We start from the raw sequence: 13,266 nt of genomic DNA on the forward strand, positions 1-13,266 counted from the left end.
CCTGGTGCTCAATAATTGACCTGAATGGATGGAGACGCACCCATGACGTACAGCCAACTCCTGATTCCAGGGATTTTCCCCATCATGTTCTTGGTGCCCACGCCGTTGTTCGCTGGACCCATAGATTTTAGTGATCACCCTCATCGGGAAAGTGTAGGCGCGGTGCATGAAGCCGAACACGAGGTGGACCATGCGTGGGAGGTGTATCACAGAGCGGCCTTGGGGGGGACGGTGGCAACGCCGAAACTACAGGCCGAGATCGAAGAACACTTGCACCAGGCACGAACCTTGATCACTGAGGCCCAAGAGGCTGCCGACCAGGACAACCCCGTCCAGGTGGAGCGTCTCATCAGGCAAGTGCGCATCCATACGACTCATGCGATTGAAGGGAGCAAGGAGTCGAAGCAATGACGACCGTGTTGTGGACCTGCCGAACGCAACGATCACATATGGCTATGGCCGTGGTCGCTGTTGTTGTCTTCACACCATGGTTCTCTCTGGTCGCGCCAGCCGCCTCAAAAGAGCTTGATCCTGTGCCGATGATGACTGTCCCAGCTGGGAAGTTCTTGATGGGTTCTCAAGAAGGACAAGGTCGGGCCGATGAGCGTCCACAGCGAGCCGTGTATCTTGATGCATTTGGCATCGACCAAGTCGAAGTGACGAATGAGCGGTATATGGCTTTTGTGAAAGCCACCGGTCATCGTACCCCTCCGAATCCTTACGGTACCGGCCCCCTCGCCTCTCTCACGGGCATTGAACATCTGCCGGTGGCCCAAACAACCTGGTATGACGCTAAATCCTATTGCGCATGGGCCAAAAAGCGACTTCCGACAGAAGCGGAATGGGAAAAAGCCGCGCGTGGGACTGACGGACGAATGTATCCGTGGGGGGATGATCCTCCCACGGCGAGGCACGCAAACTTTGATCGGGAATGGGACGATGAACGCACGCTCCATGTCGTTGGGTCACTGCCGGACGGTGATTCCCCTTATGGAGTGAAGGACATGGCCGGCAATGTGAGAGAGTGGGTCTCGGACTGGTACGACCCGAACTACTACAAAGACGCCTCCAACCGAAATCCTCATGGACCGGACAAGAACGGAGTTGTTCGTTCGATCCGCGGGGGGTCCTGGCATAGTCCGGCGTCGGATATTGCGACATCCGCACGGGGGCGCGGAGGATTTGCACTGCAGACGCATGGCACAGGGTTCCGTTGCGCTCGCAGTCTTGAGCACGCACCGTAGCTGTTGCGTGAGTTTATGGATCATGTGCGATGAAACATGCCGATAACGACTTGGTTCAGGAGGCCGGTCCCTGTTGATCCAGGCGACGCTGAACTCCGCACGGCGTCGCCCGTTGAGGCAGACAGGCTCCCTCGTGATGGAGGGACCTGTCGCCTCGGCGAACAGGAACCTTTAAATCGGCGTTCGTCATTCGTAATGGATGAAAGGGGACAATCATGGACATGAGCATTATTTTCTTGTTTGCGATGGGATTCATGACCTGTGGCTTGGTAGCCGGACTGTATCAGACCGTGAGCCTGGCTGTGATGCGGCGGGCGAAAGACAAACGGTTTGCTCAGAAATAGGAAATGACCGATTGTTTCTTCATCGGTGATGAGGATTCTCATGGAAACTACTGGGGAATCAGGCACGCCATCGGCTCTGCCTCATCCAACGAGACAGGATGCCTGCACACGGTGTGGAGGGTTGATGGTCGTCGCGCACCATGTGAATTTGCAGGGCTATGCAGGTGGGGTTATCTTCAAGGGGTTACGGTGCACCAATTGCGGGGAGTTTATCGATGAGATGGTATTGTCGAATCGACTGATGCCACTGCCTCGGGCACTCGAAGGGCCTAAACAACGGAAGTTTCCACGACAGGTGAGCCATGAGAGATCTAGTGCAAAGAGACGTGGTGCAGGTAAATAAGGAGACGAGGGATCGATTGATCACACTCATGCCTATGATGCCGGGAATGTCGGGTGAGAGTATTGCTGAAGGATAAACCTATGAAAATCGTCATCACTGGAGGCACAGGATTCATCGGGCAAGCACTATGCGCCACTCTCATCCGGGGAGGCCATAGGGTTATCGTTTTAACCAGACGAATGGAGCAAGTTCATCATCGACCTGAATTGCCGGTTCAAGCAGTCGAATGGAACGCGCGGGACTCAGGGCCCTGGGAGCAGGTCCTTGAAGGAGCGGATGCGGTCATTAACCTTTCAGGTGCGTCAATCGCCGACGCCCGCTGGACGGATGCGCGCAAGCAAATCATCACCGAGAGTCGAGTCCTTACCACGCGCTTACTTGTCAGGGCTCTTTTACGCTGGTCCTCTAAACCCACCACATTCATCAGCGCCTCTGGAATCGGGTACTACGGCGCCACCAACGACCAATGGTTGGATGAGAGTGCGCCGCGCGGCGAAGGCTTCTTGGCCGATCTGTGTCTCGCATGGGAGTCAGAGGCGCTGCGGGCTGCGGAGTGTGGGGCGCGAGTCGTCACCCTACGCACCGGAATGGTCTTGGAACAAGACGGCGGGGCTTTACCCAAGATGCTAGTGCCTTTCCGATTCTTTGCCGGCGGTCCCATCATGCCGGGAAGTCAGTGGGTCTCCTGGATTCACCGTCGTGATCACATCGGGCTGATCGAGTGGGCTCTCGCCAACAACAGGATATCTGGCCCCCTTAATGCCGTGGCGCCAGAGCCGATCACGATGAACATGTTCTGTGAAGTTCTTGGGCGGGTGCTTCACAGGCCGTCGTGGCTTCCCGTTCCACGGTTTGCCTTGAACGTGCTCCTTGGTGAGTTGGGGACATTGATGACAACCGGCCAACGGGTGATTCCAGCGAAAGCCATGGCGGGAGGTTATTGTTTTCAGTATACAACGTTGGAACAGGCCCTGTGGGATGTGCTGATTAAGAGATCAGCAGCATAATAAATAGGAGGAACGCATATGCGAATCAGAAGCTTCCATATTGCAGCAGGGTTGCTGATGGGCCTTCTCCTAACCGGCTCAGCTCTGGCCGACGAATCTTCGAGCCAGGTTCCCTACGGTCATGGAACCGATACCAAAATGCATCAGGGGGTTATCGGGATCGTCCTCCAGATCGGAGCTGAGCGGATCGGTGATCCAGCCATCCTCTATGTGGGCATGGTCCATCCACAGGGCCCTGCGCAACAGGCGGGACTGCAACATGGAGATGAAATCGTCAGCGTTGACGGCACTACCGTGACCGGAAAGAGCTATGAGCAGGTGGTCCACATGATTCGAGGTGAAGTGGGAACCGTCGTGAAGTTGGGAGTGAGGGGAGAGAACGGGCTTCGGGAGCTATCCATCACGCGTGTGGCCGATGATAAGCTCCCGAAAGGAACGACGGGGCCGCATGGAAGTCCGGCTCGATAACCATTGATGAAAGAGGGACGGCACATGCGCGGAATCGTCTGGTTCAGAAGAGATCTTCGCCTCGCTGACCAACCGGCGTTGACCGTAGCCTGTGAAGAATGCGACGAGGTCATTCCGCTGTTTGTGTTCGATGAGCCGTTGCTGCAGTCACAGGAATTCGGATCAGCCTGTGTGAACTTTATGTTGGGATGCTTGGATGAGCTCCAAGCTTCTCTCGCGGCGCTCGGACTGCCTCTGCAGTGGCGGCGTGGGTCCCAAGTGGACGAAGTCTTTCGCGCGGCTCTTGAGTGGGAAGCCGACGCAGTATATTGGAACCGAGATTGTGAACCTCGTGCACTCGTGCGAGATCGGGCTATTCAGGAGCGGTTGGCTCAGGAAGGCATTGCCGCCAAGACCTTCAAGGACCATGTGGTGTTTGAGGCAGAGGAAGTGTGCGGGGCTACCGGGGAACCGATGCAGCGCTACAGCGCGTATCGGGCTCGCTGGTGGGCCAAATGGCATGCGGTCAAGCCGACAGTCCATGCTGTCCCACACCTCTCAGTGACTGCAAGGAAGGCTGTTCGATTGTCCTCATTGCCGCTCCCGACAGCCAAGGAGCTGGGCTATGAGAACCTTGTGCCATGGATCGCACCGGGGGAGCGTCGTGCCCGGGAACAGTTGCGTTGGTTCGTCGACGGCCCCATCCACCGGTATGCCAATGGTCGGAATCGTCCGGCAATCGATGGGAGCGCGAAGTTGTCCCCTCACTTGCGGTTCGGGACACTCTCACCTAAGGAGGTCGTCCATACCGCAATACATAGCCTATCCCACAAGGGGCCTGTCTCCCGCACAGATGTCCTGACCTGGATCGATGAACTGATCTGGCGGGAGTTCTTTCACCAAGTCCTAGCCGCGTTTCCGCATGTGATTAACGGCCCATTCCGTCGCGTAGCCGTGCCGCCGTCACGAGACCATGGCCAGGAGCGGGATGCCCTATTCCTGGCCTGGTGCAGTGGGCGGACGGGGTATCCGATCGTCGATGCCGGTATGCGGCAGCTCAACCAGACAGGGTGGATGCACAACCGCGTCCGCATGATCGTGGCTTCCTTTTTAATCAAAGATCTTCGGATCGACTGGCAGAGCGGTGAACAGTACTTCATGCGCCACCTGCTTGACGCCGATGTGGCGGCCAACAATGGGAATTGGCAATGGTGTGCGTCGACCGGGACGGATAGCATGCCGGGCTATCGGATCTTTAATCCGGCGCTTCAGAGTAGAAAGTTCGACCCTGAGGGGGCTTACATCCGCTGTTACGTTCCTGAATTGACTCATGTATCAGCGAAGAAAATTCATGAGCCGCATCTCATGACCGCTGAGGAGCAGACGCTCGCTGGATGCCGAATCGGGACCGACTATCCTGCTCCGGTGGTGGATCACCAGCTTGCGCGTCAGGAATATCTTCATCTCGGGAAGCAGGAGGCAGTAAGATGACGGCTTCCCCGATTCGCCTTGGCATCAGCCGGTGTCTGCTCGGAGATGAAGTTCGCTTCGACGGAGGACATAAACAGGACCATTTCCTGACGGATGTATTGGGTCGTTACGTCGAGTGGGTATCAGTCTGTCCCGAGGTGGAGGCGGGATTGGGTATCCCTCGCGAAGCCATGCGGTTGGTTGGGAATCCACGGCAACCCCGACTCATCACGATTACGAGCCAGCAGGATCACACTGCCGCGATGGAGACGATGATTGAGGAGCGTCTCGACGCTCTCAACAAATTGAACCTCTCAGGTTTTGTCTTCAAGCGAGGTTCACCCAGTTGCGGGGTCGAACGGGTGCGTGTGTATACGCCGCAGGGGATGCCGAGTCACAGTGGCGCGGGAGTCTTCGCAAAGGCCTTTCGAGATGCATTTCCTCTTATTCCTGTCGAAGAGGAAGGCAGGCTCTGCGACTCGGCACTCAGAGAGAACTTTATCGAGCGTGTGTTTTGCTATCGTCGACTGCAGGACCTGCTACAAAATGGGCTCAACAGGCAAGATCTCATTCGCTTTCACACGATCCATAAGTATTTGTTGCTGTCCCACAGCCCACAGCACTACAAGACGATGGGGCAGCTCGTCGCTCAGGCAGAACGGTATCGCCCTAAGGACCTGACGGTGAAGTATGCCGATCTCTTTATGAAGACGTTGGCCGTGAGAGCGACGGTACGGAAACATGTGAATGTCTTGCAACATATCGTCGGCCACTTCAAGAAACGAATGAGTCCACGTGAAAAGGCCGAGCTGTTGGGTGTGATCAATGACTATCATCAGGGACTCACTCCCCTGATCGTTCCGTTGACGCTGCTGAAGCACTACGTTCAGGTCTTCGACGTGAGCTACATCCGTGACCAGGTGTATCTTCATCCGCATCCCAAGGAACTGATGTTGCGGAATCATGTGTAGAAAGGAACGGACATGCCGCACGCTGTCATAGAAGCAGTCGGAGATCTTCAGGCGTTGTATCAGCATTTCACGCCAATTCTTCAACGGACTGGAGCCGAGATACTCAAGGTTCAAGAATTCTACCTCTCTAGAAGCGGCAAGGATGCTTTGCTCGAGTCTGTGGCGATCGAACAGGGCACCTCAACCAACTTCTTTATCCAGCTCAAGCTACACGAGAAAGCCATCACCGTGCGGTTGCTGCCTGCCACAGATCCTGAAAAAACTCCTGCGGTCAAGAAACTGATGGCCCTCGTGGTGAAGTTTATTCGAACCGTGTACCCGGGGAGTCGCTATGGGAAAACCAATCTCCAAGAATACTTAGCCCCGACGGACTCTGTGAGCCTGTGAAGATGGTGTCTCTACAGATCGAACTCGGATACACACGAGGCAAAGGAGGACTATGATCTCGCTGAGAATGCAGTGGCTCTGTGCGGTGAGTTTCGCGATCAGTAGTGCGGTCCTACCCATCGCCTTCGCAGAGGAAGGTGTATTTGGCACGCCGAAAGAAACAGAGGGCACCAGGATTTTTAAAGCTGCCGAACACCCGTTCTACAGTGGAAAGTTCAGATTCACAGGTGCGGCCCCGCTGTTGATCGGCAGCATGAAGGATCAATCACCTTGGGACCATCTTGATTATGCCGGCAAGCATCTCACTCCGGTACAGGGCAGCATTGATATCGAGGTGAACGAGGTGCTGAATAGTGGCCGTGTGATTGCGCAATTTACGGAAGAAACGGATCACTATCGGATCGTCTTTGACCGCTTCGCCGCGAAACAGCCGTTCCACGATGGTGGAATTGCCACGAGGGTCTATGAGCACGGCGATTCGAATAACGGCGATCCCCTCTATCCCAAGACCTGGTTGTACTTGGCAGGCTGGGGAACCGCCACCGTCTACAGAAATGATGAGGTGCTTTATAAAGACTATGACGCGCATTTTATGGTGATGGAACGCTCCCGGGATCCTGATACCCATCAGGTTCAGTATCCGGTGAAACGCATGCTACCGGGAGGTGAGACCGATCCAGCTGGAATGGAGATCGATCTGTGGGTTCGATCAAAAGAACAGAACACAAGGAATTTTCCACCGTACGAGACCTTCATCCATCTCTGTTGGGAAGAAGTTACATGGCGATGAGCGTCCATAAACACGAGGCATCTCTACTCGACCTCTCAATGCGGGTAGGGTATGTCTATGTGCTCGTTCTCCTGTTCGGCCGTCTATCGCCCGCTTTTGCACTCTGTGATCGAACGTTTGCCAAGGGGCGTGTTGGGCTGTGGACCAAGTCCGATGCCGTCACATACTTTGATGATTTGCGTCTCGAAACGGCTCCGTGAAGTATTTGGCAAAGGATCGGTCGGTTCTCACACAATTGCGCGGCCACGAAACGCCGTGCGCATTAGCCATAGGAGACGAAACTTATGAGCGATTCGATGAAGGGGGTTATTCTTGTAGGTCATGGTGGCATCCCCAAAGACTGCCCGCAGGATCTGGTCACGAAATTGAAACGATTGGAAGCCCAACGGCGTGCGGCGAAACAGCCTCCGTCCCCTGAGGAACTGGAATTGGATCAGAAAATCCGTTGTTGGCCACGAACTAAAGCGACCGATCCTTACCAATCGGGATTAGAGGCCGTGGGGGCCGTACTGCGCCCACATCTGGGTGGTGTCTTGTTTGCCATGGCCTACAACGAGTTCTGCGCTCCGACATTGGAAGAAGCCGTGGAGGATTTGGTGAAACAAGGCGCGACATCTATTACCGTGTTGACCACGATGTTCACGCCGGGCGGTTCCCATTCGGAAGTCGAGATACCGGAGATTCTTGAGCAGCTTAGGCCGAAGTATCCCGATGTCGAATTACGCTATGCCTGGCCATTCGATTTGCAACTGATCGCGAAGACTTTGACGGAGCAGCTACGGAGATGGTCGTGACAGGTTCTTCGACGACAAAGCCGGGAAAATGTGACGGCCGAAGAGGCTGCATGTCTCCAGTGGCTCAAGAGGTGAAATAACTCACCATGTCCGCAACTCCAAACGTGCTCATCATCGGGGCCGGCGTTGCCGGATTAGCCTGCACGCGTCGTCTGACAAACGCAGGCCTCGCTTGCACGGTCCTTGAAGCGTCCGATGGCATCGGAGGACGTGCCCGTACGGATCGTGTCGAGGGCTTTCAACTCGATCGTGGATTTCAGGTCCTTCTTGCCGGCTATCCGGAAGCGCGCGAGGCGTTGAACTATTCTGCATTGAAGCTCATGCCGTTCCACCCCGGAGCCCTCATTCGCCACGCCGGCCGCTTTCACGTAATGAGCGATCCCTTTCGCCGGCCGCAAGATCTTCCAGAGATGTTGCTCAGTCCCATTCAGGATGCTGCGTATGCGACGAGACATCTTGCAGCAGCACCCCGTCTCTCAGATGAAAGACCCTACCCAGCCGACTCGCGATGTATTGCGGGCTTATGACTTTTCGGACGCTATGGTGATGCATTTTTTTCGACCGTTTCTCAGCAGCGTATTCTTGGAAACGGAATTGAGCACGCCTTACTGGATTTTTGAGCTGGTCTGGGGGGCTTTCTGCCGAGGAGTTACTGCCTTACCGCGAGACGGTATGGGCGCCGTTGCACAACAACTCGCAGCCAACCTGAACCCGGGGACAATCCGCTTGAACCAAACCGTCCAACGGATTCAGGGATCCAGCGCGATGTTGGAGTCCGGGGAACAGCTTGCAGCCGATGTCCTCGTGGTGGCGACGGATGACGCGACTGCGGCCCGTTTGCGTGGAGATGACAGACCAAGCGCCTCAGCTCGTGGCTCAGTTACGCTCTATTTCGATGCCCCCGCTGCTCCGCAACGAGGACCCTGGTTGATGTTAAATGGGGACGGTGATGGGGTGGTCCGGACGGTCTGTGTCTTGAGTGAAGCAGCGCCCTCATACGCGCCGTCTGGGCGCGCCTTGATCTCAGTAACCGTGGCTGAACAGATTGATACGCACATTGATATGTCACAAACGGTACAGGGACATCTTCGCTCTTGGTTCGGCTCGCAGGTCAACGAATGGCGTCATCTGCGGACTGATCGCATTCAGCGTGCGCTATCCCCACTCAATGCGTGTTCACCTGGGAACCGCACCATCTCACCGCGTCAGGCTGAGGGACTGTATCTTTGCGGAGATTACCGGGAAAGCGGGACGCTGGATGGGGCGCTGTTGTCGGGACGGAAAGCAGCTGAGGCCATCCTGTCCGATTACGCTTAATCTTGACTTGAGCGATCAGTGTTTCCTGGACGTATTGGATCACCAGCCCGATACCGAGCAGACTTTGACTAACGTCTTGAACAACTTCTCAACGTCCACAAGCGATCGTCATGAGTGCGCAGTAGCCGTGCCACTGGCCGAGGTCGTTAATTGGCCTGTGGCTCCAGTGGTGCGTCCTGCAGCTCCTGAACCCATATGGTCGGGAAACCATGTCGTTTTCACTGGTTGGCTTTTGCGGTTCTGACAGTCATATTCCCGCAGAGTGATTTTTGAAAGCGCGGGGATGCTACCTTCCGTCTGGTTAGTCCTATAGTCGAAGAGGTCTGTCATCGTGACGGTCTCGTCCGTCTTCCGAATACTGCCGTGATCAGCATAATAGACATAGGTCTCGGTCTCTCCGATCTTGGTCCACTCCGCTGCGACGCTTGGTGGTGAACCGGACGGTGTCTCACCCCCTGTACAGGCCGCCATCATTCCATAACTCAGTACCATCAACATCAATAGTGGTTGCATATTAGCCTCTGTTATCCGGACGTAACGCCGGCAGGACTGTACGGCAGGCGACTTTCATTTCCGTATCGTCGTCGCTGCCCGGAACCACGCGTGACCACTCACGCGTGGCTGGCGCCGCGTAGAGGACAGGGCCTTGCGCCAAGGCTAGCGGGTAGTACCGGACGTAGAGGGGCCGGCTCTTTCGTTGGTCACAGTGATATTGCCGTTTGATCTTCAATGACCGGTAGGGACCACGTGGGATAGCCCGCTCTACTCGAAAGTCCCGAAGCGTCCAAAGAGTGACTGTTGGTCCCCATGCCCCAATACTGGTCATATTCACGTAGCGGTCGTATTTATGTGTTCCCCCAACTCGCACCCACTCATCCGCTGCAAGGCCGGTGACCGGTGCGTGATATAGAAACAGGCCGAGACCAAGACCAATCTTGAGATGAAGCCGATTCCTCAGCATGCGTCATTCCTTGTCGGCGCAGACCGTCAGCTTGCCGTCAAGGCTTTCTCCACATCGGCCAGAATGGTGGGTGACAAAGGATTCATTCCGGGGTCATATTTTCCGATGACGTTCCCGGAGCGATCCACTAAGTATTTCTGGAAGTTCCACGTCACACGGCCAGGGAACGCACTCTGCTCGGTCAAGTATCGGTAGAGTGGATGCTTGTCTTTCCCCACCACGCTGATTTTAGAAAACAGGGGGAAACTGATGCTGTATCTGGTGTAGCAGAATCCTTTAATTTCTTGGTTTGTGCCCGGCTCTTGCTGCCCGAAGTCGTTGGCCGGAAATGCCAGGACCTCAAATCCCCGTTCCTGATACCGCTCGTACATTTCCTGGAGGTCGGCATACTGGGGCGTATTGCCGCACATGCTTGCGGTATTCACAATGAGCAGCACCTTACCCTTGAATGTCTTGAGATCGACAGGATGGCCGTCGATATCTGGGAGACGAAATCCATAGAGAGGTGCCGTCGTGACCCCAGCATGTAAGGGCGCATTGGATTGTTTCTCGTGCGCATAGGTTTTCGAGGTCGAGAACGCACTAAACCCTAGTCCCAGCAGGATAAGGCCAGGGAGGGCAAAGAGAATTTTTAAGTAGATCAACATGATGAGCGTCTCCTTTCCATGGCAGTAACTGGCAGGCTTTTCGTAAACGTATCTGGAGTGTCCATAGTTTGTCAATTATATATTTTGACAAACTATGGACATAGTGGTAGAAATATATCTAGCAGCCTTTGAACAAAAGAAGCTGTACGCGTTAGCTGATGAGTTGCAGACTGGTGCCTCCAACTAAAGCTGTCATGCAATGGAGTTGGATCTATTCCGATGCCGGCTACGACAAGGACATGATCGTTGGATTAATAAGACACTTGAGAAGAAGTAGAAATAGGTTCAACCGAAGTCATGATCATGAAGATTTCTTCATGAAATTCTAAGGAGGCCTTCATCTTTCACAGAGTATGCTTTCTAAATAGGGGTGAAAGGAGGTGAAAGTCGATGATGATTTTCATTGTAAGTCTCGCGCTGATTGTCCTCGCTGGGACACTACAGCGAGGGATGTGGAGTCCTAACCCGATCAGATTGAAGCGACCAGTCCCATCTCGCAAAATTCTCGGTGTGCTCGTGGTTTTCCCAATGATTCTGCCGGGTCTAGCAGGCGCGCATGGCAATGTGACCATAGAAGAGGATAGTTGTGTTCAACGAGTCGGCGGGAATCTCGTTCATTTCAACGCCTACCAGCCGCAACATGCAGCGAAGGCGCAGTACTGTACTGAGATCCCCGGTGAAGGCGATACGTTTCTCGTGGTGGATCTCGTCGATCCGATCCTGCGCAATCTTCCGATAGGCGTGCGGGTTATCAAGGGAGTGAGCGAGACATCGGAGGAAGAGACGGTTGCCTACTGGCCGCCCACGATTCATCCGGACGGAGTGCTCCGAGGAGAAGCCAAGTTAGCCAAAGGGCTCTATAAGTTAATCATTGCGCCGGAAGGTTTCAGCTCATCCTCTTATTTGTTACGGGTGCAGCAAATCGATTACGCGACAATTGCCCGCAAGACCATTGGACCGATAACCATCATTCTCCTTTTCGTCGTGATTGGTTATGAGTTCTCCAAATCAAGACTATCGAGGAATGGGCGGATCTTGGGCAATTCTTGAGGATTAAATCGATGCGGAGGTGGGTCTAACAAGGAGGTTCGATCATGGCAGCATCAAGCGAGCGGGGATATGATGTGTCGCAGTGGTACGATTCGAAGCCGGTGAAGATCGGCTGGTTTGCGATGTTGGCGATCGGGGTGTTTTGGGTGGTGTATCAGCGGACCTTCGGGTATTCGCACGGGTTGGATTCGATGACCCCGGAGTTTGAGTCGGTGTGGATGGGGCTGTGGCGGTTTAACATTGTGGCCAATGCCCTGTTCTTTGCCACCTCGATCGGGTGGATCTGGGTGACGCGGGATCGGAACCTGGCGAACCTGGACCCGAAGTTGGAGCTGAAGCGGTACTTTTACTGGATGGGGTGGTTGGTGTGCTACATCTGGGGCGTGTACTACGCGGGGAGCTACACGTTGGAGCAGGATGCGGCGTGGCACCAAGTGATCATCCGGGACACGAGCTTTACGGCGAGCCACATTGTGGCGTTCTACGGGACGTTCCCGTTGTACATTACGTGCGGCGTGTCGAGCTACCTGTATGCGCAGACGCGGTTACCGCTGTACAGCCAGGCGACGTCGTTTCCGTTGGTGGCGGCGGTGGTGGGGCCGATGTTCATTCTGCCGAACGTGGGACTCAACGAGTGGGGCCATGCGTTCTGGTTTGTGGATGAGCTGTTTGCGGCACCGTTGCACTGGGGCTTCGTGACGTTAGGGTGGTGCGGGTTGTTCGGGGCGGCGGGCGGCGTCGCGGCGCAGATCGTGAGCCGGATGTCGAATCTGGCGGACGTGATCTGGAACAACGCGCCGAAGAGCATCCTGGATCCGTTCCCGGCCCAGGTGCAGCAGGGGGCCAAGAGTGTGTACTAAGTAAGTAGGGTGAGGAGTCGTATGGATGCGGCCCGGTACTCCGGATGGGGTGCCGGGCCGTGTCGTTTCTTCGTGCAAGGAGTTGATGAGTCTAGGTTATTGGGTCGTCGATCAGAGCTAGACTGTTACATGTGGGTTGAGGTTTAGAATTGTGGAGAGAGGAGAGGGTTGATGTCTACCGAGCGAATCTGTCCAAGCTGTAGTGCAGAGAATGTTCAGCGAGTGGGGGATATCTTCCGAATGGCTACCTCGAACAAGGCTCTCAATGATCTTCCTAAGGCTTATCACCCACCGAGGGCGCCGTGGGCCTACCTCCAAGGGTTTCTGCTGGGTATTCCCGCAAATGCGGCAGTCATGCTCAGCATGGGCCCCCCCCAAGGATCGGAATCCCAGATGGCCGTTGGCGAACTTGCTTCGTCGCTGGCTTTTCTAGGGGTGTGGGTGGGGTATGGGCGGTTGAAGACAAAGAACTATAGTAAGAAGCTCGATGAATGGAAGGAGACAATTGCCTCGAAATTTCTTTGCCGGAAGTGCAGCCACGCGTTTGAGGCGTAGGGAGTCGTCTTTAGGAGCGCTTGTGTTGTTGGTGTAAAACGGCAGGGCGCTTTAGAGGGCGCCCTGCGTGAAGTTGTTC

19 protein-coding genes are annotated in these 13,266 nt (G+C 55.1%); 16 read left to right on the plus strand and 3 right to left on the minus strand.

Features of this window, described 5'->3' with window-relative positions; translation table 11 throughout:
- The first annotated feature begins 42 nt into the window (after positions 1–42).
- The 13 genes from ACYX34_RS15080 to ACYX34_RS15140 all read left to right on the plus strand — a co-directional run bounded on the left by ACYX34_RS15080 (position 43) and on the right by ACYX34_RS15140 (position 9,114).
- Positions 43–411: a hypothetical protein gene (locus tag ACYX34_RS15080; protein ID WP_462077399.1), complete on the plus strand. Its 369-nt coding sequence runs from the start codon at positions 43–45 to the stop codon at positions 409–411.
- Entirely contained in the window at positions 408–1,244 is an 837-nt protein-coding gene (locus tag ACYX34_RS15085) for a formylglycine-generating enzyme family protein (RefSeq protein WP_462077400.1), read from the plus strand. The genes ACYX34_RS15080 and ACYX34_RS15085 overlap by 4 nt, the downstream gene beginning before the upstream one ends.
- A 215-nt stretch (positions 1,245–1,459) precedes the next feature.
- Positions 1,460–1,588: a hypothetical protein gene (locus ACYX34_RS15090; RefSeq protein WP_462077401.1), complete on the plus strand. Its 129-nt coding sequence runs from the start codon at positions 1,460–1,462 to the stop codon at positions 1,586–1,588.
- Between the two features lie 423 nt (positions 1,589–2,011).
- Positions 2,012–2,938, plus strand: coding sequence for a TIGR01777 family oxidoreductase (locus ACYX34_RS15095; RefSeq protein WP_462077402.1), 927 nt, complete (start codon positions 2,012–2,014; stop codon positions 2,936–2,938).
- 18 nt (positions 2,939–2,956) lie between these two features.
- Positions 2,957–3,406, plus strand: coding sequence for a PDZ domain-containing protein (locus tag ACYX34_RS15100; RefSeq protein ID WP_462077403.1), 450 nt, complete (start codon positions 2,957–2,959; stop codon positions 3,404–3,406).
- A 24-nt stretch (positions 3,407–3,430) separates the two neighbouring features.
- Positions 3,431–4,876 carry a cryptochrome/photolyase family protein gene (locus ACYX34_RS15105; RefSeq protein ID WP_462077404.1) on the plus strand — a complete coding sequence of 482 codons (1,446 nt, stop codon included), beginning with the start codon at positions 3,431–3,433 and terminating at the stop codon, positions 4,874–4,876.
- Entirely contained in the window at positions 4,873–5,826 is a 954-nt protein-coding gene (locus ACYX34_RS15110; protein WP_462077405.1) for a YbgA family protein, read from the plus strand. Before ACYX34_RS15105 ends, ACYX34_RS15110 begins: the two co-directional genes overlap by 4 nt.
- 12 nt (positions 5,827–5,838) lie before the next feature.
- Positions 5,839–6,213 carry a hypothetical protein gene (locus ACYX34_RS15115; RefSeq protein WP_462077406.1) on the plus strand — a complete coding sequence of 125 codons (375 nt, stop codon included), beginning with the start codon at positions 5,839–5,841 and terminating at the stop codon, positions 6,211–6,213.
- 52 nt (positions 6,214–6,265) lie between these two features.
- Positions 6,266–7,003, plus strand: a complete 738-nt coding sequence (locus ACYX34_RS15120; RefSeq protein ID WP_462077407.1) for a hypothetical protein — start codon at positions 6,266–6,268, stop codon at positions 7,001–7,003.
- The gene (locus ACYX34_RS15125; protein WP_462077408.1) at positions 6,994–7,203 is read left to right on the plus strand and encodes a hypothetical protein; all 210 of its coding nucleotides are present in this window, start codon (positions 6,994–6,996) and stop codon (positions 7,201–7,203) included. Before ACYX34_RS15120 ends, ACYX34_RS15125 begins: the two co-directional genes overlap by 10 nt.
- Before the next feature lie 84 nt (positions 7,204–7,287).
- A complete protein-coding gene (locus ACYX34_RS15130; protein WP_462077409.1) occupies positions 7,288–7,797 on the plus strand; it encodes a sirohydrochlorin chelatase in 510 nt (169 codons plus the stop codon).
- 86 nt (positions 7,798–7,883) lie between these two features.
- The gene (locus ACYX34_RS15135; RefSeq protein WP_462077410.1) at positions 7,884–8,324 is read left to right on the plus strand and encodes an FAD-dependent oxidoreductase; all 441 of its coding nucleotides are present in this window, start codon (positions 7,884–7,886) and stop codon (positions 8,322–8,324) included.
- A complete protein-coding gene (locus ACYX34_RS15140; protein WP_462077411.1) occupies positions 8,239–9,114 on the plus strand; it encodes an FAD-dependent oxidoreductase in 876 nt (291 codons plus the stop codon). The genes ACYX34_RS15135 and ACYX34_RS15140 overlap by 86 nt, the downstream gene beginning before the upstream one ends.
- A 108-nt stretch (positions 9,115–9,222) precedes the next feature.
- Here the strand turns inward: ACYX34_RS15140 and ACYX34_RS15145 are convergent, their stop codons facing one another.
- From ACYX34_RS15145 to ACYX34_RS15155, 3 genes are read right to left on the minus strand one after another with little or no spacing between them, the layout of a single operon-like run.
- On the minus strand, positions 9,223–9,627 hold the full coding sequence (locus tag ACYX34_RS15145) for a surface-adhesin E family protein (RefSeq protein WP_462077412.1): 405 nt from the start codon (positions 9,625–9,627) through the stop codon (positions 9,223–9,225).
- Between the two features lies 1 nt (position 9,628).
- A complete protein-coding gene (locus tag ACYX34_RS15150; RefSeq protein WP_462077413.1) occupies positions 9,629–10,075 on the minus strand; it encodes a surface-adhesin E family protein in 447 nt (148 codons plus the stop codon).
- Between the two features lie 26 nt (positions 10,076–10,101).
- Positions 10,102–10,722, minus strand: coding sequence for a glutathione peroxidase (locus ACYX34_RS15155; RefSeq protein WP_462077414.1), 621 nt, complete (start codon positions 10,720–10,722; stop codon positions 10,102–10,104).
- Positions 10,723–11,112: 390 nt separating this feature from the next.
- Here ACYX34_RS15155 and ACYX34_RS15160 point away from each other — a divergent pair, with 390 nt between their 5' ends.
- The 3 genes from ACYX34_RS15160 to ACYX34_RS15170 all read left to right on the plus strand — a co-directional run bounded on the left by ACYX34_RS15160 (position 11,113) and on the right by ACYX34_RS15170 (position 13,187).
- Positions 11,113–11,772, plus strand: a complete 660-nt coding sequence (locus ACYX34_RS15160) for a hypothetical protein (RefSeq protein ID WP_462077415.1) — start codon at positions 11,113–11,115, stop codon at positions 11,770–11,772.
- 44 nt (positions 11,773–11,816) lie between these two features.
- Positions 11,817–12,632, plus strand: a complete 816-nt coding sequence (gene amoC / locus ACYX34_RS15165; protein ID WP_462077416.1) for a bacterial ammonia monooxygenase, subunit AmoC — start codon at positions 11,817–11,819, stop codon at positions 12,630–12,632.
- 171 nt (positions 12,633–12,803) lie between these two features.
- Positions 12,804–13,187, plus strand: a complete 384-nt coding sequence (locus ACYX34_RS15170) for a hypothetical protein (protein ID WP_462077417.1) — start codon at positions 12,804–12,806, stop codon at positions 13,185–13,187.
- Positions 13,188–13,266 lie beyond the last annotated feature (79 nt).

The sequence above is a fragment of the Nitrospira sp. CMX1 genome (genome assembly GCF_054902215.1).